The sequence below is a fragment of the Rhizobium sp. BK491 genome (assembly GCF_014194925.1).
GTDB lineage: Bacteria > Pseudomonadota > Alphaproteobacteria > Rhizobiales > Rhizobiaceae > Rhizobium.
Genome location: NZ_JACIAR010000003.1, coordinates 840,599 through 862,638, shown reverse-complemented (window position 1 = coordinate 862,638; position 22,040 = coordinate 840,599). Strand labels below are relative to the sequence as shown.

General features: G+C 56.2%; 15 protein-coding genes and 1 riboswitch. Of the genes, 2 read left to right on the top strand and 13 right to left on the bottom strand.

Going from position 1 to position 22,040, the window contains the following annotated elements; all coding sequences use genetic code 11:
* Positions 1-269 precede the first annotated feature (269 nt).
* From FHX05_RS18380 to FHX05_RS18335, 10 genes are all read right to left on the bottom strand, one after another.
* A complete protein-coding gene (locus FHX05_RS18380; protein WP_183873534.1) occupies positions 270-2,228 on the bottom strand; it encodes an HAD-IIIC family phosphatase in 1,959 nt (652 codons plus the stop codon).
* 124 nt (positions 2,229-2,352) lie between these two features.
* Positions 2,353-3,315, bottom strand: coding sequence for an FkbM family methyltransferase (locus tag FHX05_RS18375; RefSeq protein ID WP_183873532.1), 963 nt, complete (start codon positions 3,313-3,315; stop codon positions 2,353-2,355).
* A gap of 86 nt (positions 3,316-3,401) precedes the next feature.
* Positions 3,402-5,525, bottom strand: coding sequence for a glycosyltransferase family 1 protein (locus FHX05_RS18370; RefSeq protein WP_210294904.1), 2,124 nt, complete (start codon positions 5,523-5,525; stop codon positions 3,402-3,404).
* A gap of 217 nt (positions 5,526-5,742) precedes the next feature.
* Positions 5,743-7,545, bottom strand: a complete 1,803-nt coding sequence (locus FHX05_RS18365; RefSeq protein ID WP_183873528.1) for a Hint domain-containing protein — start codon at positions 7,543-7,545, stop codon at positions 5,743-5,745.
* Positions 7,546-8,282: 737 nt separating this feature from the next.
* Entirely contained in the window at positions 8,283-9,473 is a 1,191-nt protein-coding gene (locus FHX05_RS18360; protein ID WP_183873526.1) for a Hint domain-containing protein, read from the bottom strand.
* A 53-nt stretch (positions 9,474-9,526) separates the two neighbouring features.
* Positions 9,527-10,219, bottom strand: a complete 693-nt coding sequence (locus tag FHX05_RS18355) for an outer membrane protein (protein WP_183873524.1) — start codon at positions 10,217-10,219, stop codon at positions 9,527-9,529.
* A gap of 886 nt (positions 10,220-11,105) precedes the next feature.
* Entirely contained in the window at positions 11,106-11,693 is a 588-nt protein-coding gene (locus FHX05_RS30415; protein WP_246698984.1) for a DUF982 domain-containing protein, read from the bottom strand.
* A 347-nt stretch (positions 11,694-12,040) separates the two neighbouring features.
* A complete protein-coding gene (locus FHX05_RS18345; RefSeq protein ID WP_112603660.1) occupies positions 12,041-12,286 on the bottom strand; it encodes a helix-turn-helix transcriptional regulator in 246 nt (81 codons plus the stop codon).
* A gap of 301 nt (positions 12,287-12,587) precedes the next feature.
* On the bottom strand, positions 12,588-13,121 hold the full coding sequence (locus tag FHX05_RS18340; RefSeq protein WP_183713822.1) for an NUDIX hydrolase: 534 nt from the start codon (positions 13,119-13,121) through the stop codon (positions 12,588-12,590).
* Positions 13,122-13,418: 297 nt separating this feature from the next.
* Positions 13,419-14,747 (bottom strand): dicarboxylate/amino acid:cation symporter, encoded by a 1,329-nt coding sequence (locus FHX05_RS18335; protein ID WP_112414994.1) that lies wholly within the window; start codon positions 14,745-14,747, stop codon positions 13,419-13,421.
* A gap of 218 nt (positions 14,748-14,965) precedes the next feature.
* On the opposite strand from FHX05_RS18335, the gene FHX05_RS18330 reads away from it, so the two are divergent.
* Both FHX05_RS18330 and FHX05_RS18325 read left to right on the top strand, forming a co-directional pair.
* Entirely contained in the window at positions 14,966-16,843 is a 1,878-nt protein-coding gene (locus tag FHX05_RS18330; RefSeq protein WP_246698983.1) for a sensor histidine kinase, read from the top strand.
* On the top strand, positions 16,840-18,216 hold the full coding sequence (locus tag FHX05_RS18325; protein WP_183873522.1) for a sigma-54 dependent transcriptional regulator: 1,377 nt from the start codon (positions 16,840-16,842) through the stop codon (positions 18,214-18,216). Before FHX05_RS18330 ends, FHX05_RS18325 begins: the two co-directional genes overlap by 4 nt.
* 47 nt (positions 18,217-18,263) lie before the next feature.
* Here the strand turns inward: FHX05_RS18325 and FHX05_RS18320 are convergent, their stop codons facing one another.
* The 3 genes from FHX05_RS18320 to FHX05_RS18310 form a co-directional block, all read right to left on the bottom strand.
* Positions 18,264-19,871 (bottom strand): hypothetical protein, encoded by a 1,608-nt coding sequence (locus FHX05_RS18320; RefSeq protein ID WP_183873520.1) that lies wholly within the window; start codon positions 19,869-19,871, stop codon positions 18,264-18,266.
* Positions 19,872-20,083: 212 nt separating this feature from the next.
* On the bottom strand, positions 20,084-20,959 hold the full coding sequence (gene yghU, locus FHX05_RS18315; protein ID WP_112337175.1) for a glutathione-dependent disulfide-bond oxidoreductase: 876 nt from the start codon (positions 20,957-20,959) through the stop codon (positions 20,084-20,086).
* A gap of 563 nt (positions 20,960-21,522) precedes the next feature.
* Positions 21,523-21,669: a DUF1127 domain-containing protein gene (locus FHX05_RS18310; protein ID WP_168840184.1), complete on the bottom strand. Its 147-nt coding sequence runs from the start codon at positions 21,667-21,669 to the stop codon at positions 21,523-21,525.
* 233 nt (positions 21,670-21,902) lie between these two features.
* A riboswitch (TPP riboswitch) is annotated at positions 21,903-21,999 on the top strand.
* Positions 22,000-22,040: the final 41 nt, after the last annotated feature.

The following is a 22,040-nucleotide window of genomic DNA, read 5'->3' as shown; positions in this document are numbered from 1 at the left end:
GTAGTCTCCATGGAGAAACTCCCGTTGCTCGTCCATGGATAGGCGATCACAGATCAGGGCGGCGAGGACAACGTGGGGGTGGAACAGCGGTTACACAGAAATGCAATCGCCCGCAAAACGTATTTATGAACGCGGTTTGGCATTTTACAGTTCTCACAATCATACGTCGGCCATTCGCCGCAACAATTTCGATCAGACGCGCGTCGGACTACGCGATGGCCTTGCCCGCCACCGGCTCCGGAGGTGCACAGATCACAATGGGTCCTCCATCACTGCACCACCGAAATACTGAGGCTGCGCTGATAGTTCTGCGTCCATTCTTTGTAACGGGTATGTATTTCTTCAAAAAGCCTACGATATACAGCACGATCAAAATGCAAATAGTGATCAACAACCTCATCAATCGTGTTGAGTAACGATGACATCTTAAGAAGACTAACATTACTAAATTCGGCAGCAGATCTTTCAAAGGCATCGTTCAAATCCCGTTGAATCCTCAGTTCGAAAGGAGTTCCTCCATGATTTGCAAACTCATTTGGAAGAAGAATTATGACAAACGCTTCTTTCGGCAAATTAGATAATATACCGTGATATGCGTGCTCATACCGCTCTAGGCTGTCTTGTGACTGCTGAATAAATTTTTCCGAAAGAAATCCGGCTATCCTTTCATATTCAAATTCATCTTCTCTCGTTCTTTGAGGATTGTTAGGTAGCACTGGCTCGCGGAACCAGACTGGCACCTCAAACCCATTATTCACATGCTGCCAAGGGGAAAGTATAGCGTCGCCAGTAGGACTGTATAGTATTAACGTCCCGGGAGCACATGGCTCAAACATTTTAGTTGTGTAAAATGTTTCATCCATTCCCAGTTCGGATATAATTCGGATCTCTACATCCGACAGAGGTCGCATAGAAGCATTTAATAGGAGACTGTTTTGGCAGGGAACGTAAAGGCATCCATGAGGTCTGATAAATTCAGTCACTATCCTTCCGGCGGCGGCTCTAAAAAAATGTTCTATTACTTCGAGTTCACAACCGCCGCGAATCCTGATCTCAGGAATATGAAATCTTTGCTGTCCCATTTCGTCTGTAGGCGTATCGCCAACAACATTAATCCAATCTACCGGAGTGGACAGGTCTGAGAGCACATCGCCCACGATCGTCACCTCAGGGCGATCAAGAAGAGCGTACAACCACTGCTCAACTCCCATCCCCAATAGACGGCATGAAAATGCAAAATATTTAAGTTGGGGCCTTCCATGGGCTCTCATGCCGGAAACTAAGAAAAATCCACATATTCCATAGTCACCGTATTTGTCTTTCACGGAAACCAGCCCTGCCTTACAATGGAAAGGGGACATTTCCGATATTAATTGTTTTTCTGCCTCAGAACGTTCGGCAGGCAGGCGTTTTTTCGTAAAATTTAATTGATTTGTTCTATTTATTATTTCAATTGCACGATCCATATGCTTCTCAACATCATAGATAATGGAAACTGTAATTCCACTCTTTCTCAAAAAATCAATGCTACCACCCCCAGAGGCGCTAATCTCCAGCTGCTTCTGCTCCAGTAGCTTATATTGTTGAAGTCGACTTAATTCCGGATCTTCTTTTCCCTGAAAAGCCTCATGCGTTAGGAAGTTAGGGATTTCCGTTTCGGCAGCAACTTGAATCCCCGGAATTGCTGCTTGAACTTCCGCGCGATTATGAGGATTGTCGTCCACGAATAAGATCGTTTCAGCGCGAAGCTGTGAAGATTGCACAATCTGCGCAATCCTGTGAGCCTTAGAAGACCAGTCAATGCTTGGGAAAACAAAGTATTGCCAAATGGCGGACTCTTGCAATTTGCTTTTTGCGCTCTCGAAATCGTTCTTCGAACATATGGAACTTAAAATCCCTCGCCTCGCGAGTTCAACAACAATATTATGATTACGCTGACTATAACGAACCCCGTCTTCCGTCAGCGTGCCCTGCCAAAAGGTTTCATCTAGGTCCCATATAACCAATCGAACATCGTTGTACATGCGTTGCATTTCCACTGGTGGCGATCTCAGAGTGACCGCCACCGGATTCTTTAATTTATACTCTGGAGATTCCATCAGATGCTGGCGGAATAATTCAACGTCTTCGAATGCCTGGCTATAATATTCTATAACATCGTTGTTCTCTGGCAACCTGCCCAAGAGATAACGATAGCCGTAGCTCACGTCGTCCTTAGAAATTGGCATTTTTATAGTCCTCAACGACTTATGGAGACGACGCCGCTTCGCCTCATCTCTCGCCACTTGCCACTTGCCACTTGCCAAAGGCACGCTAGAACTTCCAACGGAGGAAATTCTCAATAGTTATATTTCAGCTTGAGAGCCGCTCACGGGGGATCAGCGCCAGATCTTCAAGGTGAGTATTCGCTCCATAGTTCTGTAAAAACAGGCCAGGGTCTCCTATGTCCTTCGGTGCGCCCGTCGGGTCTGCTCGATCAAGAAGACCAATGTGATAGCCAATATCGACAAACCTCTTTAAATAGCTCAGTGGGTCCACTCCAGATATGCGCTGAAGCATTTCTGGCGAAAACTCCGTCGATATGATGGGCCTATCACGTACTATAAGAGGCCAAGCGCCGTCAAAAACCTTGGACTCTGCGCCCTCTACATCCACCTTAATGAAATCGATGCGCTTTTGGACAAGCTGATCCAGACGAAAAACCGGCACTACCGTACAATAAGGACTGCTTAAAACAGCGGAGGTTTCCGGCAGCAACCCGCCATTGGAACCCACATGCGTAGAGAAATAGGCAGCCCCTTCGGCACTGGACAGTGCGACAGGCAGAAGCTTTACATTGTCAATTCCATTTCGCTCGATGCTCAACAATATCAAGCGACTATTTTCGGAATTCGGCTCTATTGCTGTTACGGAACCCGATGGTCCAACGAGCCTTGAGGACAACATCGTGAAATACCCGATGTTTGCGCCTATATCGACGACGTGCATTCCTTCTGTGATTGTCGATTTACAAAAGGCAGTGACATGAGGCTCGTATATGCCGGAATGCAATATGGAAAGACCGACAGCCCTATCCGCATTATCTACCGCCAAGCTAAACGATCCGAGATCAGCGTAGAAAATATCCTCTGGTCCAAATCTGACAATGATAGGTGTGTTTAAGCTCTGACGATCAAAAACACCTATAACAGAACGAATTTTTGAGTAAGATAATTCTCCATCCGAAATGCCGTGTCTGCTAATGTGATCTTTATGAGATGAAGGAATATCGTTTCCATACAGGAACTGACATATCGTTTCTAAACTTCCATCCATAAACAATCCTCCATTCACAGCATTGATCTCGGGAATCGAGATGAAAAAATATAGGCGAACCAAGCCGCCTAACAGGACGACATCGATTAGTTTCGGCCTAGCTGCGATTGGAGCATGATTTTCTCCAACAAACCCACTCGTTCCAGTGGGTCCGCCCCGTCGCAGTACGCAACGGCCGAGAGCCCGAGATGGCATGACCGATCGCCGGTATCGCCAAATCTGCCCCGCGTCAGCAGATTGACCGTAACTCTCCCGTGTGGCCCGACGATGCCCCCGAACGAAATATAGGTCGACCGATCGACGAGCTGGAAAGAGCACGTTTCTCCTCCGGCATCGGCGATAACGGCGATATTCTCGCTGAGAGGCGGACATTTCACCTCGAGATAGATGCGCACGCTCTCGCCCTCGGCGAGTTCGCTGTCGAATACAAGCCGGGAGCGGCGCTGGCTTGCCCAAACGCCCCAATCTTCCATAGCGAACCAGCCTGAGTCCCGCGCTGCGCGGAACGTGAGGATCCGCCGGCCTTCGGCAGCGATGCGCAACAGCGCCGTGTCGCCACCTTCGATGATCGTGTTGCGAGGCAGGCGGCAATTCAATAGCCCAGGCTGGTCGCCCAGACCAACGCTCATGTCGATCGCCGTCGAGAACAGCTCGGAGCAGAACGAATCCCACGATTTTGGCACGAAATTCTCTTTGATATCGCGCTGCCAGTCGGCCAGGTCGTTGCGATCGACAATGACCTGCTTAAAGAGGTTGTAGCCGTCCTCGACGTTGTACGGATTGATGTAACGCACGAAATGCCCCCCAACCTCTGGCATCGAGGTGGCGTTGGAGGCGATGCAGGGCTTGCCGTAATTCAGGCTCTCGCCAATGGGCAGGCCAAAGCCTTCGGCAAAGCTTGTATAGGTCGTAAACAGGGAATGCCGGTACAGATATTCCAGCTCGTCATCTGAGATATCGTTGAAGATGTAGAGCCAGTCCCCGACATAGCCGTGGGTGGCCAGATGGTGGCGCAGTTCGTCGATCTGCCAACCCCATTTGCCCACCCATACGAGCTTCGGCGCTTTGTCGCCCAGTTCGCGGACCAGACGCTCCCATATGCGGATCTGGTACATATGGTTCTTGCGAACTTCGATCGTTGCAACGCAGAGGACATATTCCTCGTCTGCCATGCCGAGGATGTTGGTATTGAGTATCCTGTTCTTCTTCTGTGTCTTCCGCAGCTCCGTAGCAAGCGGAATTGCCTTGACGGGCAGCTCGAAGTTGAGACGCTCCTTGAAATAGGCCCTGATTTCGGATGCGACGAACTCTGAATTCGCCAGAACGAAATCGCAAACCGACAATACATCGATCAGCTGTTTTTGAAACTTGTCGACGGCAGCCTGCTGGACATATTCGGGATTCCGGATCTGGATGAGATCGTGAATGAATACGCAGAAACGCATACCCTTTTCACGAAGCTTCCGCATGACGTCGTAATGCGGGTAGATCCAGAAAGCGCCTGCTACGACGAATATATCATCCTGCGCGGGCCAAACTTCGAAGCGGGCGTCGAATACGGCGGCAATCGCCTTATCGACCATGCTGCGATCGACAATCGGGACATCGAACTGGCGAACAAGCGTTGCAAGTGCCGCCGGGCTCGCAGCAAGAATCCGATGGCGATCATATTCCGGTATCACCGGGATAACGCGGTAATCCTTGAAAATACCGGACTCGATATGTAGGACCAGGTTGGCAACGACGCGTTGAATTCCACTCAGGCTCTTGTTGTGCTGAGCGTATTCCATGAGGTCGGTGACATCGAGCCAGATGGTCTTCACCGCTTTTTCGCTCTCGACGCTGAAATCGGAAAAGACATCGCCGGCGGCGCCCGCTGCCACGAGTTCGATGACGGCATCGTGGTTGCCGGGGTTGCATTCTACCGAGCGCTTGTAGCTTTCGATTGCTTCGCCCGTGCGCCCCATGACCTTCAGCAGGTGCCCGCGCTGCAGGTGAATGTCGGAATCATCCGGGCTGAGCTCCAGCGCCTTCTGATAGCGCTTGGCTGCCTCACGGTAGTCACCCGCTTCCTTGAGGCAGTTTCCCGCCTGAACCCATATCCCTGTGTCCTCGGGATCGGTCTGCAGATGCTCATCATACAAGTCGGCCGCTTTCTGCCACAGTCTCGAATCCCGCGCCGCGTCGGCCTCACGGACAACGTTTCTCATTTCTTCCTTGCTGCGAAAAATGTTCATGAAATCTCGCCCGGTTTGTTGGGTCAGGTTGATCGCGATGGCTAAGGGGATTTCGGCGATGGTTCGTCGGCGCTCGCAACTCCGCCGGTTCCTGCCGGAGACGGATAGGTCGATCCCATCCGTCTCCGGCTGCTGAACAGCTCCTCACTCTATCGGCGGTCCAAAGGTGGGCCGCCGCAAGGGGGCTTCCTCAGGCGGCGCGAAGCCCCGCCACATCCGTTTCTTCCGGCGCCACCCAAGGTTGGCCGGCTTCCGCATAGCCAGTCAGGCGCAGGATCACATGACCCTTGCAATCGGCCCACAGCGTGGCCGGCAGCACGAGATGACCATTGGTCCAGGACCAGTTGCAACCTGCAGCGAGCTCTTCCGGATGCAGGCCGACGAGACCGTCCAAGGCAACGTCATGGTCGGTCTTGAGGCCATCGAAGATGCGCAGGCTCTCAAACCGCACGCCGAGCGCACGAACCTCGCGGCCGGGAGAGAAGGTCCGCGACACTAGGCTCGCCGTCTTGGCAGAAGCCGGGAAGATGAACCGGGCGAGGTCGCCATCGATTTGCCCCTCCACGCGCTTGCCGTCGACCAGCATATGCAGGTCCATATCCGCAGCCCGGCTCCAGCCGAGTGCTTCGGCCCGCGCAATCAAGCGCTCGCGCATCGCCTCGACGAGGACACCGCGGTCGACGAAGGGGCGGGCATAACGGGTCAGGCTCTCGGCCACACGCTGAGCGGCGTCGACCTCGACAAGGCGACCATAAGCCTTGCCGAAGAAAGCGCGATTGCCCACTTCCATATAGCTCTCGCAGCCCATGCCTTCGGCCATCAGCACATCATGGCTTTCCAGCTCCACATGCCAATATGTGACCTCGGGCCACTCCTCGCGGACGATCGTCGCGCCATTGGCCAGCTCGCCGACCGGCACGAACACTTCGCCCATCAAGTCCACGCACACCGCATGGCCGCCGGACAGCAGCAGATCGCGAGCGGGCAGGTTATCACCGAAGGCGCCGGCACGAACCCGGACCGGCCACTCGTTGCGCACCGGCCGCTCGACCCGCTTGTTGCCGATCCAAATGATTGGACGAGCTTCGCCGGTTGCCGTGATCGCCAGATCGCCAACCCTCAGATCTTCGACGGCGACCTCGCCGCGCGCAGTGAGGATACGCGTTCCGGAAACGAAGCAGGGTGTTGCCACCGGAGTAATGTCTATCGCCGCACCATTGGCAGTGATTGTCAGCGGACCTGCCTGGCCGGCTATGAAAGTGCCGGTCGTGAAACTGGTGCCGGCAACGCTGACATTTCCGAGCGGATTGTTGCTGCTATCGAAAAGGCTGATCGTCTGGGAGCCGCCGGACGAGGTGATGGTGTAGTGATCCACCGATCCGGCCAGCCCCTGAAATTCGATCTTGTCCGTCGCCGCATCGAAACTATTGATGGTCGTCGACGAAAGATCGAGAACCGCCCCACCGGCGTTCGCGACGAAGGTGCCCCCACCGGCTCCGAAGTTGATGGTCGTGCCGTTCAGCGCGCTTATCAAGGCCGTTCCGTTGGTAAACGTGCCGCCATTCTCGATATCGACATTCAAGCCGCTCAGCGCTCCGAGGACCGAGCCGCCGGCAGCGGTGGCGGTGCCGCCGTCAACGATGACGGTCATGCTGCTCAGGGCGCTAATACCCGAATTGATAGTGGCGTTGCCGCCCACATAGACCGTGGACGAGCCTAATAGCGCAGCGGTAATGTTGACGGTTGCCGTCGCGCCGGGGGCCACCACATAGTTGGTGTTCCCAAGGACCGAGAGGATAGACAGCGAACTGGTACCATTAACCGGCGTCGCGACATTGCCCGGCGCGATATTGGTTACCGTTGTTACCGAAGCGTCCGGGTTGGTGATGGTGAGGTTGTAATTTGCACCTATCCCAAGTGGGCCACCAGGGTTGTAGGTCAGATTATACTGTACGCCACTCGCTGTGGTGGCACTATAATTGCCTTCCGCCATGTTTCTTGCTCCGTTGAAGTAAACGAGTTCAGAACTAGTCTATGCTGACCCTCATCGCGTAGGACGATGGAGCTTCGGTTCGCCCTTCGCACATCTCCTTCCCGACAACACAACGCTAGGAACTCCAGAGCATGCAAAGACCATTGGCACTCTTGTCCAGGCAATCCCGCCCCTGCCACACCAATCCCGTCATAACAGTATAAAACGCGACAAAATCTCTATAATCATAGTCTAGCAGAGAGATTTTCTGCTTTCTCCGAAACGGAGTTGACTTTCAAAGCGGAATCACAAGCACGATAGTCTTTGGCTGTTAGGTAGTGGCAGCGTCGGTCGGGAATAGAGAGCGGGGTACCTCGCTTATCGTCTAAAAGCTGCCAATGGGTCGTTCGCCAGCTTTTCTCAACAGGACGTTGAGGTTTGAGATGCGGTTTCGCTCGGATTGAAATCGGCTACGCAGCGCGAGGTGCTCAGGCTCTGCAGCAATGCTCGATCATTTCGCCAACCCTGAGCCGCGCATCATCAAGGCACCCCGGGAGCGCGCGTTATAGACCGCAAGATCGACAGGTATCGTCATACCGTCAGGTCGATGGGGACGTTGATGTGTATCCCCCTGTAAAACAACAGGTAAGTGGGTCTTCTTGGCCAACCGACAGCTCTCGATCGAAGTTAGTCAGCTGACCCGATCCACATCCGGCAAATAGGACGAAACAGCATCGTCTTGTGGCGTTATTCTTCTTTCAGGATGCTTCAGCCTCACGGACGCGATAGCCCATTTCCATCGCCCGCCTTTCAATAGACATACGGGCTTGCTGGAGCACTCTGCCGGCATAGACTGGCGGATAGCACCAGTCGTTCCAAGTGCGCGTTGCTGCACTGGCAAAGGAACCGAATCGCAGTACGCCAGGCTCAAGGAAGGACATACGACCACCGAGTGCGAGATATGTCTCCGTCTGTGCGCCTTCGGCAAGAATGATCGAATGCTGTTCGAGCTCGATATGGTAATACTCAAACGGCACCAACGTCGTTTCCTGAGTGATCGTCGTACCGTTGAGGAGGAACTTTGCTGGAATCAACGATTCCTCCAGAAACATGCAACGGTCCGGCGAAACGTAAAGATCCCGAGAAGGGACGTCTTCGGCAAGAGCACCCGCCTGTATACGAACCGGAAGGGTATCGCGTGGCTTATCGATCGCCTTCGGATCAATCCGACGCCGTCCGACCCATCTGATCTCCGCAACGCCTTTGTGGGTGACCACAAGATCGCCGGCCCGCAAATCCTCGACGGGAGTATCTCCCTCGGGTGTGCGGATGAGTGTACCGCGCAGGAAACAGCTCGTAAAAGTCAGGCTGTCTATGTTGGCATCGTAGGTGTAAGTGACACCCATGGGTATGGTATAGGAGCCGAACGGTACTGCGTTCAACAGACCGCCGAAGAAGGTGATAGTATTCCCTGCTTGAGAGACGATGTTCGAGCCTACCACCTCGATCCTGTCTCCCGATTGAACGTTTACAACGTTCGGCGGGGCCGAGAGGCTCAAATTGATGCCTCCTGGATCGTAGGCGAACAGCCCACTGCCGTTTGCATCGGCAAAATCCACGGTAGCTCCGTTCAAAAGGTCAACGGTGGGCAGGCCCACATCCGCCGTAATACTCGAATTGGAACCTATCGCATAAGTATAGGTCGAAGCGGCCCCGACATTTGCGAGGCCGGCATTGATCGTTACATTCGCACCACCAACCGCTTTGATCGTGGTATTTGAAGCCGCGCCAATGCCAACGATGCTACTGATCTCGACATCAACGCCGTCAACAATCACCGTGCCATTGGCAACAAGATTGAGTTGGATGCTATCCGAGGGAGTGCCGGCATTGCTACTATCAATCCTGGTCGTGCCGTTGTTAGTGAGGTTGATGCCAATCAAAGCCATGTTATTATCCTCTCCGACAGATTAACATGTTGTCTTTCAAGGCAAATTTTCCGTCAGAACTTGTAGTTCAGACCCACCCGAACGGCATGAAAATCAAGGCTGCCTTTGGTGTTGAGGGCATCTCCCCCAAATTTGCTGCTGCCGAAATCAACATACTGATATTCGAGTTTTGCCGTCACATGATCGGTGAAAGCATGTTCGACACCGGCACCGACAGTCCAGCCGGCCTCGGTTTTGTCATCGTCGAAGCTTGCGCCGGCCAAGGCGCCCTTGTATTTGACGTGTCCATAGGCGAAGCCGCCGGTTCCGTAGAACAAGGTATTGTCAAAGGCATAACCGATGCGAGGACGAACGGTGCCGTACCAATCGATCTTGGAAGATGCGCTTGCGATATCGCTTCTGAAGGAATCGCTGATATCAGCACCCTGGAAATCAGCTTCAAGGCCGACTACCCAGTTGGGATCGAACTGATAGTTGTAGCCGATTTGACCACCGCCGAGAAAACCGGATCCCTCAAGCTTGCCATACCTGCCAAGATAATTTCCGAACGAATGGAAACCGACAGTGTCGTTGCCGCCGAAACCGCCGCCGGCGTTCACACCCACATAGAAGCCGGTCCACGAAAATACCGGCGCCGCTTCAACGGGAGCTTGAGGCGGTGTGGAAACCGCAAGATCCGCTGCATAAACGGTACTCCCCGCAACCGCCGCCATCAGAAAAACGGTGGATCCCAAAAACTTGCGCATTCGAAAATTCTCCTTAAAGGAATTCACGAGATTCAACATGCAACTTGTGAAAGTTCACGTTGAAGCCATAATATCGGCGCGATTATAGCTGTAAATACGTGATTGCTAATAAATATTTTCATAAACTATACATTATTTGTATAATGCTGTCGCAATATGTATTGAGGTAATGGTGATTCTATACTTTGGGATCACCCAAATATTCCGGAATCTACCGTTGTCGATCAACACGGTTTAGAATCGGAAGGCGGACTTCGCGTCGCTGCATGCGAATAACTTGTTTCGTCGGCAAAAGGTCGCCGTCAATTTCCGGTGACGTAATTGGATGCAGCCTGTCGCTTTCGATATAGACAGTCCACGCGCTGTTCTGCAGGTTTCGAGCGCTACCGCAGATACCAATCTGCTGCGCCGGGAGGCCTGACGGGGCGGACCCTTTGAAGGAACGTCTGGCCTCCCAACTGCACTCAATGCCCTGCCCCAACATCCCTTTCGGAAAGAACCTGCCGGCAGCGCATGCGCGAAAACAGACGTATATGGTCTGTGCTTGCCATAGCATTCAAACGGGAGAAGAACTGGGCATCTCGGGCTGAAGCATTGCGAGACAAGCGGCGTGTCGGTGTTAGGTATCGGCTTACTTTAAAACCGGCTTTCCAACGTCAGGCGCAATCGGACCTCCGCTGTCGCTTTGCGTATGGACGACAGGACAGTGAAAAGCCACATCTTTGTAGCTATCGCAACCGCCAATTTGCGATGGACGGGAGGCCCGGCCGCCTTGCTTCAAGCACTGGTCGGGCCTCCTCGTTTGCACCATGCAGTTGCGCCTTTTCACGCACACGCTGTGGTGCTCTGCGATTCCAGGGGACGGGAAGGTTTAACAGACCGGGCTTTAATCGCCGGCGATAACAACGCGTATACTCACCGCATCTGCGGCCTTCAGGAAAGCAGAGCGAACCTGCTCAGGTGAGGCTCTGCCTTTGACGCCGTCGATACAGGCTTGCAGCGCTTCTTCGAAGGCATCCCCGCTGCGGATCGGCCATTGCGTGGTAAGATACTCGATTGCCTGGCCAATTGAAGCGATGAATTGAAGCTCGTCACCATCACGCGATGCGATGCCGATAGGCGCGAATGCCAGTTCTTCTGGATCGCTGGAGGCGTCAAATGACGGCGCCTGATCTCGATCCCCCGCGTTTTCGGATTTCGCGTATCGCCGTCTCGTCACGAGCGTGGCGAGCAACGTCATGTCCCGAGCGATCTGGTCCAAGGCTGCTAGTTTGTCCTCTTTAGCTGGCGCTCGATCCAAACTACTCCCTTCAGCTTGCGTTCGCTCCTGGGGTAATGGCGTGCGGTCATCCGCGTTCGTCTGAGGACTGGGAACTTCAACAGGGATTGAATTAACGAGCTGCTCACCGTGATCGAGGTCGGCGCCGCCATTCTCATCATTCCCCCGCATGCTGTACGTCCCAATGAGCGCCATCGAATACATCTCACTTACGGCAGGCGTGCCGTATCATGCTGCTTCGATAAAAGTACGACTAATAAAACGTATTTGATTGGTACAGGTTAAAGCTTTGAAACGATTTTGACCAGTATCGCGACAGGAAAAAGAGCGAATACTCATAAAATCACACGAATATTGGCTTATTTTCGATGTATAATTATGGGAGTTTTCGCTTAGAAAGCCGATAGACATGCATGAGCGCGACCGACGCTTTTCGGAAGTCGTCACGCCGACCCGGTGCACGTCGCGTCAAGATCTGCGGTGTTTTGCGACGAAAAGTGCCGTCGGAACTTTGAAGGGGCGCACCGAAGTGCGCCGCCTGCTCAGACGATGAAGAAAGTCGATGGCGGAACCTGTAATGCGGTGGCAATACGGCGAAGTTTTGCCGGATCGGCCTCGGCCCCAGCCTCGATTTCAATGATTTCCTCGCTGGTGAGGCCGCAGGTTTCCGAGAGGTCGTCAATCGTATAGCCGATGGCTTCACGCGCCTGCCGCACAGCAGCAGCAATCTCACCATCAGGAACCGTAGAAACCTTTGAACTATCGATATTATTCGGAGTAATGGACATGAAATTTCTCCTTCCAAAGTCCGCCGGCCAAATCGTTGCCGGGTGAAGGCAGCTATTGCAGCCATGAGGCATATCGACCTAAACAGACACGGCCGAACGCTGCGTCAATATAGGCATCAATGCGGCGAGGGCAAGCACGGAAGCGCATAGCTGCCAATCGCCTGGCTCTCGGCTAATTTCGCGATTTAATATTCTGTGATAGCGACAACACGTCACGGTTACAGAGAAACGAGCACTGCAGCGCGCCGTCTTGCGACGACAGCCGCCGGCCGGCTGCGAACCCACTCAGTAACGATGAAGATCATTTCTTGCCTTTTGCCTTGCGCACCTTTCGCTCAGCCGCAAGCAAAAGTCCCTTGAGTTCCGGTTCACGCACACGGTTGGCTGCTTCGACGAAGGAAACCCACTCGACACGGCGCTGGCCTCGCTCCGGGAAGTCCTGAAAGGTCTGATCAACCTCAAGCAGATGTAATCCGACAATGCAGGGAACGCGATTGCCGTCGGCAAGCTGCTTTAAATAGGTGAAATAGCCGAACGGCTTTTTCTTAACCTTGCCGCGTACGCCGGCTTCTTCGTAAGCCTCGATGGCAGCAACTTCATGCGGCTTCTTGCCCTTGATCGGCCAGCCCTTGGGCACGACCCATCGGCCGCTTTCCCGGCTGGTGACGACGAGCATCTCGGCTTCATCGCAGTCGGGCGCCTTCCTGTAGCAGATGGCGGCATATTGCTCATGGACTTGGCCGTGCAGCAACTCGTCCGCATGGGAGGCAAGTTCGGACAGAAAACTCTCCGACCGTCGCAAGGCTTTTTGCTGCGCTGAGAGTGAGGAAGCCATGTGCGCTACTCGCGACATGGTCGATCGACGCACATGCTCCTCGAAGCTGGCTGGCTTGTGCTCACAAAAATCGTCTGTGACACGCTGCCCTCCTGTCCGCTCGGGTTTCGTCGAAATTCACAACTGTCAGTATGATGCTGTGAGCTGTTGCAGTGACAGTTTTATGAAGGCGACTGTTGATGATGCGAGGGGCAGCAGCCATCTGGCGGTGCTACACGAAACTGTGATCGAACGGAACGGAAGTGGAAAAACAGCCCTCGAAAGGGCCATTTCATCCTTGGGAGGATAATGCGAAGTTTACTCGGCGGCCTGCAGGGCAGGCACCTCGATTTCTTCGCCCAATTGCCCCGCCATGGCGGCGGCAAACTTGGTCTGGTCGAGCTCGTTTTCCCAGCGGGCGACGACGATCGTAGCAACCGCATTGCCGACAAAGTTCGTCAGTGCACGGCATTCGGACATGAAGCGGTCGATGCCGAGGATCAGCGCCATGCCGGCGATCGGAACCGACGGTACGACAGCAAGGGTAGCAGCAAGCGTGATGAAGCCTGCACCGGTGATGCCGGCAGCACCCTTGGAGCTCAACATGGCGACGAGCAGCAGCAGGATCTGGTCGCCGAAGGTCAGCGGCGTATCGGTTGCCTGTGCGATGAACAGCGCCGCCAGCGTCATATAGATATTGGTGCCGTCCAAGTTGAAGGAGTAACCCGTGGGGATGACGAGGCCGACGACGGAGCGTTTGCAGCCGGCACGCTCCATCTTGTTCATCAGGCCCGGCAATGCAGCTTCGGACGACGAGGTGCCGAGAACGAGCAGCAGCTCTTCCTTGATGTAGCGGATCAGCGCCAGGATCGAGAAGCCATTATAGCGGGCAACGGCGCCGAGCACGACGAGCACGAACAGCAGCGACGTGGCGTAGAAGGTGCCGATCAGGAAGGCCAGATTGGCGATCGTGCCGATACCATATTTGCCGATGGTAAACGCCATGGCGCCGAAGGCACCGATGGGAGCAAACTTCATCAGCAGGGCAACCATGCGGAAGATCGGCGTGGTTAGTGCTTGCAGGAAATCCGTCACCGGGCGGCCGCGTTCGCCGGCAGCGCCAAGCGCAATGCCGAAGACGACCGAGAAGAACAGCACCTGGAGAATATCGCCCTTGGCGAAAGCGCCGACGATGGTATCCGGAATGATGTTCATCAGGAAGCCGACGACCGACGCGTCATGGGCCTGTGCCGCATAGTTGTTGACGGCCTTCGTATCCAGCGTCGCCGGATTGATGTGCATGCCGGCACCCGGCTGCACGACGTTGGCAATGATGAGACCGACGATCAGCGCCAAAGTCGAGAAGGTCAGGAAGTAGATGAACGACTTGCCGACGACGCGACCGAATTTCTTCAAGTCCGACATGCCGGCGATGCCGGTCGTGACCGTCAGGAAGATGACGGGCGCGATGACCATGCGCACCAGCTTGATGAAGGCATCGCCGAGCGGCTGCAACGACGTGCCGAGCTGCGGATAATAGTGACCAAGCAGGATGCCGGCAGCGATGGCGGTGAGAACCTGCACATAGAGATGCCGGTAGAAGGGAACTTTGGCGCGCGTTTCCGCGGCAGCGATGGGAGCAATCATGATGTCCTCCGTTAAGCCCAACCGATCTCTCGGCCCTCCGGGCGACGACTAGAATTCAACAGCCTCCGACTGTTTCATCATCCGTTGCAATGACCGTGCCAAACGCGCGCCATGATTTTAACACATTGCTTTTGTTGAGTTTTAATTGCCGGTGCGGATCGAGGATCATCGATCTATGCGATTATTCGCACAGATCGAATTGCGGCGCGCGCGAAATCATGCACAATACGGCAATGCTGCAGCGCCCGGCCAACGAACGATTTCTAACGCCCGAGCAACTGGGCCGGCGCTCACGCCGGGTCTGGCTCGTGTTTGCGTTTCTAAGTGCGGCTGTCATTGCGGCTGGTCTTTATGGCGCGAATTTCTATGGTCGGCTCTCGGCAATAGAAACGCTGCAGAGGCAAGGGCACACGGATGCGAACCTCAAGGTTGCCCTGCTGCGCGCAGTCCTCGAACGTCCGCGCGCCCTGCCACTCTTGCTGGCCGACGATCAGCAGGTCCGAGATGCGCTCGCCGAGAAGCACATCGACGATGTTGTCGCCCTGGACCGCAAGCTGGAAAGTCTTGTCTCGGGCACCAGTGCCTCCGTTCTCTACGTCACCGGCAAGGACGGCGTTGCCATGGCCTCCAGCAATTGGCGGGAGCCCTTGAGTTTCGTCGGCAACGACTATTCCTTTCGTGACTATTTCCGCAAAGCCATGGAAACGGGAACCGCCGAGCATTATGCGCTCGGCACGGTCAGCAATCGCCCTGGCCTCTACATTTCCCGCCGTGTCGGCGATGTCGGCTCTGCGCTTGGTGTCGTTGTGGTGAAGATGGAGTTCGATCAGCTGGAGGCTGACTGGAGCGAGACCGGCCGCCCCGCTTACGTGACCGACGAACGCGGTGTCGTGCTCATCACCAGCCTGCCCTCATGGCGCTTCATGACGACCGCTCCGCTTGCGCGCGAGGAAGCCGACACGATTCGAAAAAGCCTGCAATTCGGCGCGGCACCGCTTTCGCCACTTCCGGTCAGCCATCCCGAAGAAGTTGGCCCGGATGCAACCATCGTGCGTGCCATTCTGCCTGGAAGCAGCGCTGCGGAATATTTGCGGCTGGCGGTCGCGGTTCCATCGACGCCCTGGCAGCTCGGCTATCTGATCCCGACCGATCAGGCGATCGCCTCGTCCGTGCGCGAGACACGTTTCCTCGCCTTGACCGTCCTTCTGCCGATCCTCGCATTCGCCGCTTTCCTGCTGCGGCGCCGCGATGTTTCCGCCATGCAGATCGCCGTGAGCAGGATCGCGCGTGATGAGCTGGAACGCCGGGTTCTCGAGCGCACGGAGGACTTAAGCCAGGCCCGTGACCGGCTGGAGGCGGAAATTGCAGACCACCGTGCGACTGAAGCCAAGTTGCAAGGCGTGCAGCAGGATCTCGTGCAGGCCAATCGCCTTGCCATCCTGGGTCAGGTCGCCGCCGGCGTAGCCCATGAGATCAATCAGCCGGTGGCGACGATCCGTGCCTATGCTGAGAATGCCAATGTCTTCCTCGACCGGCGGCAGATGGAGCCGGTGAAGGAAAACCTTTCGGCGATCGCGGCGTTGACGGAGCGTATCGGCACGATCACCGAAGAACTGAAAGCCTTCGCCCGTAAGGGAAGGACCGCGCCGGAGCCGGTTGATCTCAGGAGCGTGATAGAGGGGGCCGTGGTCCTACTGAGGAGCCGCTTTGCCGGCCGCCTGGATGCGCTGAAGATCGAGTTGCCACCAACGGGGCTCGGCGTTGTCGGAACCCGCATCCGGCTGGAGCAAGTGCTGATCAACCTCTTTCAAAATGCTCTAGAGGCCCTGGAAGGTCGCGACGAGGCCAAGGTGGAGGTGTCAGTGCGCGAAACTTCAGAGGAAGTCGAGATCGTAGTTTCGGACAACGGCCCCGGCATTCCCGTGGCGATCCTCGACTCGCTGTTTACACCCTTCAACACGTCCAAGGAAAAAGGCCTCGGCCTTGGTCTCGTCATTTCGAAGGATATCGTCGTCGATTATGGCGGCCGGATTGATGTCGAGAGCAACGGCAGCGGCACTCGCTTCACCGTCCATTTGCGCAAGGCCACGCCATGAATGAGAGTTCCCCCGTTTTCCTGATCGACGACGACAAGGATCTGTTGAGGGCGACGAAACAGACGCTGGAATTGGCTGGCTTCGCCGTATCCGCCTTCTCTGTCGCTGGCGAAGCGCTTCTTGTTCTCGACGCCGATTTTGCCGGTGTCGTCGTTTCCGATATCCGCATGCCGCAGATGGACGGGCAGCAGCTCTTTGCCCGCATCAAGATGCTTGACGCCGATCTGCCGGTCATTCTCATGACGGGTCATGGCGATATTCCGATGGCGGTGCAGGCGATCCAGGATGGCGCCTATGATTTCATCGCGAAGCCCTTCGCCACAGATCGGCTGGTGCAGAGCGTGCGACGCGCGGCCGAGAAGCGACGCCTTGTGCTGGAAAATAGGACCTTGCGGCAGGCGGCGGAGCAGGCGCAGGGCGATCTGCCGCTGATCGGACAGACTCCTGCCATCGAGCGGCTGCGCCATACGCTGCGGCAGATCGCCGATACGGATGTCGATGTGCTTGTCACGGGAGAGACTGGCAGCGGCAAGGAGGTGGTGGCGAGCCTGCTGCATCGGTGGAGTCGGCGAGCGAAGGGCAATTTCGTTGCGTTGAATTGTGGTGCCCTGCCCGAAACCGTGATCGAGAGCGAACTGTTCGGCCACGAACCGGGCGCTTTTACCGGCGCCCAGAAGAAGCGCGTTGGGCGCATCGAACATTCAAGCGCCGGCACCCTGTTTCTCGACGAGATCGAAAGCATGCCGCCGGCAATTCAGGTGCAGATGCTGCGCGTGCTGGAAATGCGCGAGGTGACACCGCTCGGCACCAATGAAGTCCGTCCCGTCGATCTTCGCGTCGTTGCTGCGGCGAAGGTCGACCTCGGCGATCCCCGCCAGCGCGGCGATTTTCGCGAGGATCTCTACTATCGCCTCAACGTTGTCACGCTTTCCATTCCGCCATTGCGTGAACGCCGCGATGACATTCCCCTGCTCTTCGGCCATTTCGCCGATCGCGCCGCCGGCCGCTTCAAGCGCGAGGTGCCCGCCCTATCTACAGCGGTGCGCCGCCATCTGCAGCAGCACGACTGGCCGGGCAACGTTCGCGAACTCTCGCATTTTGCCGAGCGCTTCGTGCTCGGTCTCGAATCGGCAACAACGGCAAAATCTGACGAAGCGCCGGCGACGGATGAAGGTTTGCCGTTGCCCGCTCGAGTAGAGCGCTACGAAGCCGAGCTCATCCGCGAAACCCTGTCGCAGAACAATGGCGATGTACGCCGTACCATCGAAGCGCTCGGCATTCCCAGGAAGACCTTCTACGACAAGCTCCAGCGACACGGCATCGTCAGAGGCGATTTCGCCGGCTTTGACGGGGACGAGCGCCGAGGTTCATGATCCGCTGCCGATGAGCCACCGCGCCAGCTGAAGCCGTCGTGTGAACTTCAGGCGCTGCGGCGCATGTCCTTGGCATTGCCTTGCCTTTGCCGGGCCGCCGCCTCGGCTGTGCGATCCAGAACCTGCATCGCTTGCGCGACCACCGCCGCAAGCGCTTCATCGCTCTTGGAAGCGGCCACGACCAGCGGCGCGCTCAGGCAAATTCTAAGGGCACTTGCCGGTACATCACCAAAATCGGCACAGCGAACGGGCTGGCCGAGACGCACCAGGGCAACTCCATCGCCTTCGACGGCCAGCTCCTTGTAGACCGCTGCCATTTCCGCTGCGGTCAGCATGGCGCCATCTGTGCAATTGCGCAGGTAAAACGAAAAGATGGAGGGAATTTCATCCCAGCGAAGAGCCGATGATGTGCCCCACAGCTCACGCCGCTCTAACGGCCGGCTCTGCAAAGGCTCGAAAGCCGGATCGTTCGCAAGACGATCGGAGACTGCCTCGGCAAAAGCGGACAAAACCTTGACTACACGGTCTTCAGGAATATCGAGGAAGCATCCGAGTTCGAACAGCGCGGCTTTCCAGCGTAGCAGGAGGCCGAGATTGGCGCGCTCCGGCAAGATATTGCGGGCGGCCCAGCCTTCCGGCCACTCTGCCTTCCCGCAATAATCTGCCAACGCTGCAGGCAGAGTGCGCGATTTGAAGCGCTCCGATATTTGTGGCGGGCAGAGAAGCGCCCCGCTGAAAATCGGCCCGGCGAGGAATTTCGAACCCGTGAGCGCGACCATGAAACCATGGGCGAGATAGGCGCGGATCGTTGCCGCTGACAGGCGAAACTGGCAGGCATCGATCATGATATCCAGCACGGTGCCGAAACGCTCCTTCAGACGCATGACGGTCTCAAGGCTCGGCGCCAGCAGGCTGGTCTTCGATACGTCTGTTACGACGAGAAGGCACCTGAGGCCGGCTGCGCGGGCAAGCTCGATGAGGCCGCGCAGCTCCTCTTCCACCTCGCTATCGGCGCGAAGGGAACCATCCTTGTTGCGCACGGCAATGGTGGCGTTGCGCGTTGCGTCGCCCGCCCGCAGTTCCTCACCCTTGACGACGGCGCGCTCGCTGCTGACGCGGCTCATGAAATGCCGCCCGGCCGACGCCGTCATGACGCCGCTGCCCGTTTCGTTCCCCATCAGCGTGATGGTCATCAGGGCGCGCTCGTTCTCGCCCGCCAGCAGTGCTGCCGAAAAGAGATGAATGTCCGTGCCCGATGTGGCCAGGATCGCATCGATCCTGGGGTCCGACGCTTGGTTGAGGCCGAGCAAGCGCAACAGATCCTCCCGCACGCGCCCGATTTCACGATCGTAGACAGCCGTCGGCGAGCTTGTTTCCATCTCCCGTCTCAGATGCGCGTAAAAGGATTCGACCGCGGCAAAGGCGGCGGCGGATATGGTCGATGCCGTCGACGAGCCGAAAGCGAGATCTTCGGGCCGGGGTGCCGGACCATAGCCATACATGTTGAGCCCGGTGAGCGGATCGCAATCCAGCCGTTCATCGCCACCCGACACCAGGTGTTTCAGCAGCGCATCCCTCGCCTCGCTCTGTTGCTTCGACAACGCGCCCGTAGTCGCATTTTTATCCAGGGTACGGTCGTCAGCAACTTGCTGCATGGAGAAGCATTCCTCTTTCGCCAATGTCGACACGCTTTGCAGAATCGCGCTGCGGTCTACGCCGAGCGGGGGAGCCTCGGCAGCCGAACATTACGCTTCACAAGATGGAGCGAGGCTGACTTGCCAAGGCCGGCAGCGCCAGCAGTAAGCGCAATAAAAAAGCTCGCGATCCGGAGGGCCGCGAGCTCATTTCTGCAAAGCGAATGGTCGGATCAGCCGGCGGCTTCCAGCTTATCCTGCGTCTTCGTCTCGAAGTCGCTGGCATCATGGCGCTCACGCAGCTGCTCAGATGGATCGCCCGACATGCGGTTGACCATGCGGCCGCGCTTGACGGCAGGACGCGAGTAGATTTGCTCGGCCCAGCGCTGCACGTTCTTATAGTCCTGCACCTGCAGGAACTCGGCCGCGCCGTATTGCCACCCCTTGGCCAAACCGCCGTACCACGGCCAGATGGCGATATCGGCAATCGTATAGTCGCTGCCGGCGATATATTCGCTTTCGGCCAGGCGACGATCGAGAACATCGAGCTGACGCTTCACCTCCATGGCAAAACGGTCGATCGCGTATTCGATCTTCGTCGGCGCATAGGCGTAGAAATGACCGAAACCGCCGCCGAGATAGGGCGCGCTGCCCATCTGCCAGAACAGCCAGGAGATGCATTCGGCCCGAGCCGGCTGCTCGGTCGGCAGGAAGGCGCCGAATTTTTCGGCGAGATACATCAAAATCGAGGCCGATTCGAAAACGCGAACCGGCTTCGGGCCACTGCGGTCGAGCAAAGCCGGGATCTTCGAATTCGGATTGATGTCAACGAAACCGCTGCCGAATTGATCGCCCTCACCAATCTTGATCAGCCAGGCATCATATTCCGCACCGCTGTGACCAAGCGCCAGCAGCTCTTCGAGCATAATCGTGACCTTCACGCCGTTGGGCGTTCCAAGCGAATAGAGCTGAAGGGGATGGCGTCCTAGCGGCAGCTCCTTCTCGTGAGTCGGGCCGGCAATCGGGCGATTGATATTGGCGAACTGGCCGCCGTTGGCCTTGTTCCAGGTCCAGATTTTCGGCGGGGTATATTCGGCAGGGCCGGTCATGGGCATCCTCCTTTTTCGGGAATCGAATTTGGGCGATCTTCGATGTAGCGCGCTACATAGATCGCACATAGGGGCCGCTCTCCATTTTTGCGAGAGGAGAATGCGCACTCTTTAACGCGGAAGCGCTCTTGCCGCCTGGGTTAGGGCGCGGACTCTTCGATCGCGTTAGGCCATTGGCAAATGCCTGGAGGTTCATGAAACGAAAAAGCCTGCCGCGGGAGGAGGAGCGGCAGGCTTTTTACAAGAACCGAACAGCGGATGGGAGGAGGAGTTCCACTATTCCTGCAGCCGTCCCTGGGAGGAGGATAAGGACGTCTGCCAAGCGAAGGGATGCGGGAGGAGATGCATCGCTTCGATGAATACGAACATACCAGTCTTTTGCTCAGTTCATAGGCATTTCTTTGCAAGGCAGTTATGCGCCATGCGAAAATCGGGCAGCTGGGTCGATCGTAATCTTCAGCCAGGGCGGCGAAGAATGAGCGGGATGCCCATAAAGCAAAAGCGCCTGCTCGGGGGAACAGGCGCTGGTATAATGCAGTTTTTATAAGGAGCCGTCGCGGCCGTTAGCGAGCGACCGCTGCGCGGGCAACATTGCGGATCTCACCGCGATCGATACCCAGGTCGTGCAGTTCGCGCGTGGACATACGGCCCAGTTCGGCGACCGTCTGACGATACTTGCGCCAGTTGTTGAAAGAGCGTGCTACGTTCATGATGATCCCCTTTCCTTGGGCTTTCGAAGCTGAGCAGCCGTGCTTGGCGCTCCCGTCGCTTCGATAGGAACTATATAGTCGAACCCATTGGCTTTTTGCAGAGCTAAGGAATCACTGCACCTATGCGTCTACTGCATGCGTCGCCCGAAATGCAGGCGATCTTCATTCGTCGGTCACGCCTGCCTTTGCGATTCGCTGATGACAGCGCCGCCTTTGTCTGCGAAAAGAAGAGAGATGAGAGACAGGGGCGTCCGCTATCCGGCGGGCTGAGAAGCACCCTTCGAACCTGAACCAGATCATGCTGGCGGAGGAAGTCGCTCGGGACCTCGCGAAGCTGAAGCACGTCGTCCCTACGCGTCTCGCCGCCTGAA

Bases quoted from the DNA above. Each gene is read 5' to 3' on its own strand.
- FHX05_RS18380 (WP_183873534.1), bottom strand. From the start codon at position 2,228: ATGCCAATTTCTAAGGACGACGTGAGCTACGGCTATCGTTATCTCTTG.
- FHX05_RS18375 (WP_183873532.1), bottom strand. From the start codon at position 3,315: ATGGATGGAAGTTTAGAAACGATATGTCAGTTCCTGTATGGAAACGAT.
- FHX05_RS18370 (WP_210294904.1), bottom strand. From the start codon at position 5,525: ATGAGAAACGTTGTCCGTGAGGCCGACGCGGCGCGGGATTCGAGACTG.
- FHX05_RS18365 (WP_183873528.1), bottom strand. From the start codon at position 7,545: ATGGCGGAAGGCAATTATAGTGCCACCACAGCGAGTGGCGTACAGTAT.
- FHX05_RS18360 (WP_183873526.1), bottom strand. From the start codon at position 9,473: ATGGCTTTGATTGGCATCAACCTCACTAACAACGGCACGACCAGGATT.
- FHX05_RS18355 (WP_183873524.1), bottom strand. From the start codon at position 10,219: ATGCGCAAGTTTTTGGGATCCACCGTTTTTCTGATGGCGGCGGTTGCG.
- FHX05_RS30415 (WP_246698984.1), bottom strand. From the start codon at position 11,693: ATGGCGCTCATTGGGACGTACAGCATGCGGGGGAATGATGAGAATGGC.
- FHX05_RS18345 (WP_112603660.1), bottom strand. From the start codon at position 12,286: ATGTCCATTACTCCGAATAATATCGATAGTTCAAAGGTTTCTACGGTT.
- FHX05_RS18340 (WP_183713822.1), bottom strand. From the start codon at position 13,121: ATGGCTTCCTCACTCTCAGCGCAGCAAAAAGCCTTGCGACGGTCGGAG.
- FHX05_RS18335 (WP_112414994.1), bottom strand. From the start codon at position 14,747: ATGATTGCTCCCATCGCTGCCGCGGAAACGCGCGCCAAAGTTCCCTTC.
- FHX05_RS18330 (WP_246698983.1), top strand. From the start codon at position 14,966: ATGCACAATACGGCAATGCTGCAGCGCCCGGCCAACGAACGATTTCTA.
- FHX05_RS18325 (WP_183873522.1), top strand. From the start codon at position 16,840: ATGAATGAGAGTTCCCCCGTTTTCCTGATCGACGACGACAAGGATCTG.
- FHX05_RS18320 (WP_183873520.1), bottom strand. From the start codon at position 19,871: ATGCAGCAAGTTGCTGACGACCGTACCCTGGATAAAAATGCGACTACG.
- yghU (WP_112337175.1), bottom strand. From the start codon at position 20,959: ATGACCGGCCCTGCCGAATATACCCCGCCGAAAATCTGGACCTGGAAC.
- FHX05_RS18310 (WP_168840184.1), bottom strand. From the start codon at position 21,669: ATGAACGTAGCACGCTCTTTCAACAACTGGCGCAAGTATCGTCAGACG.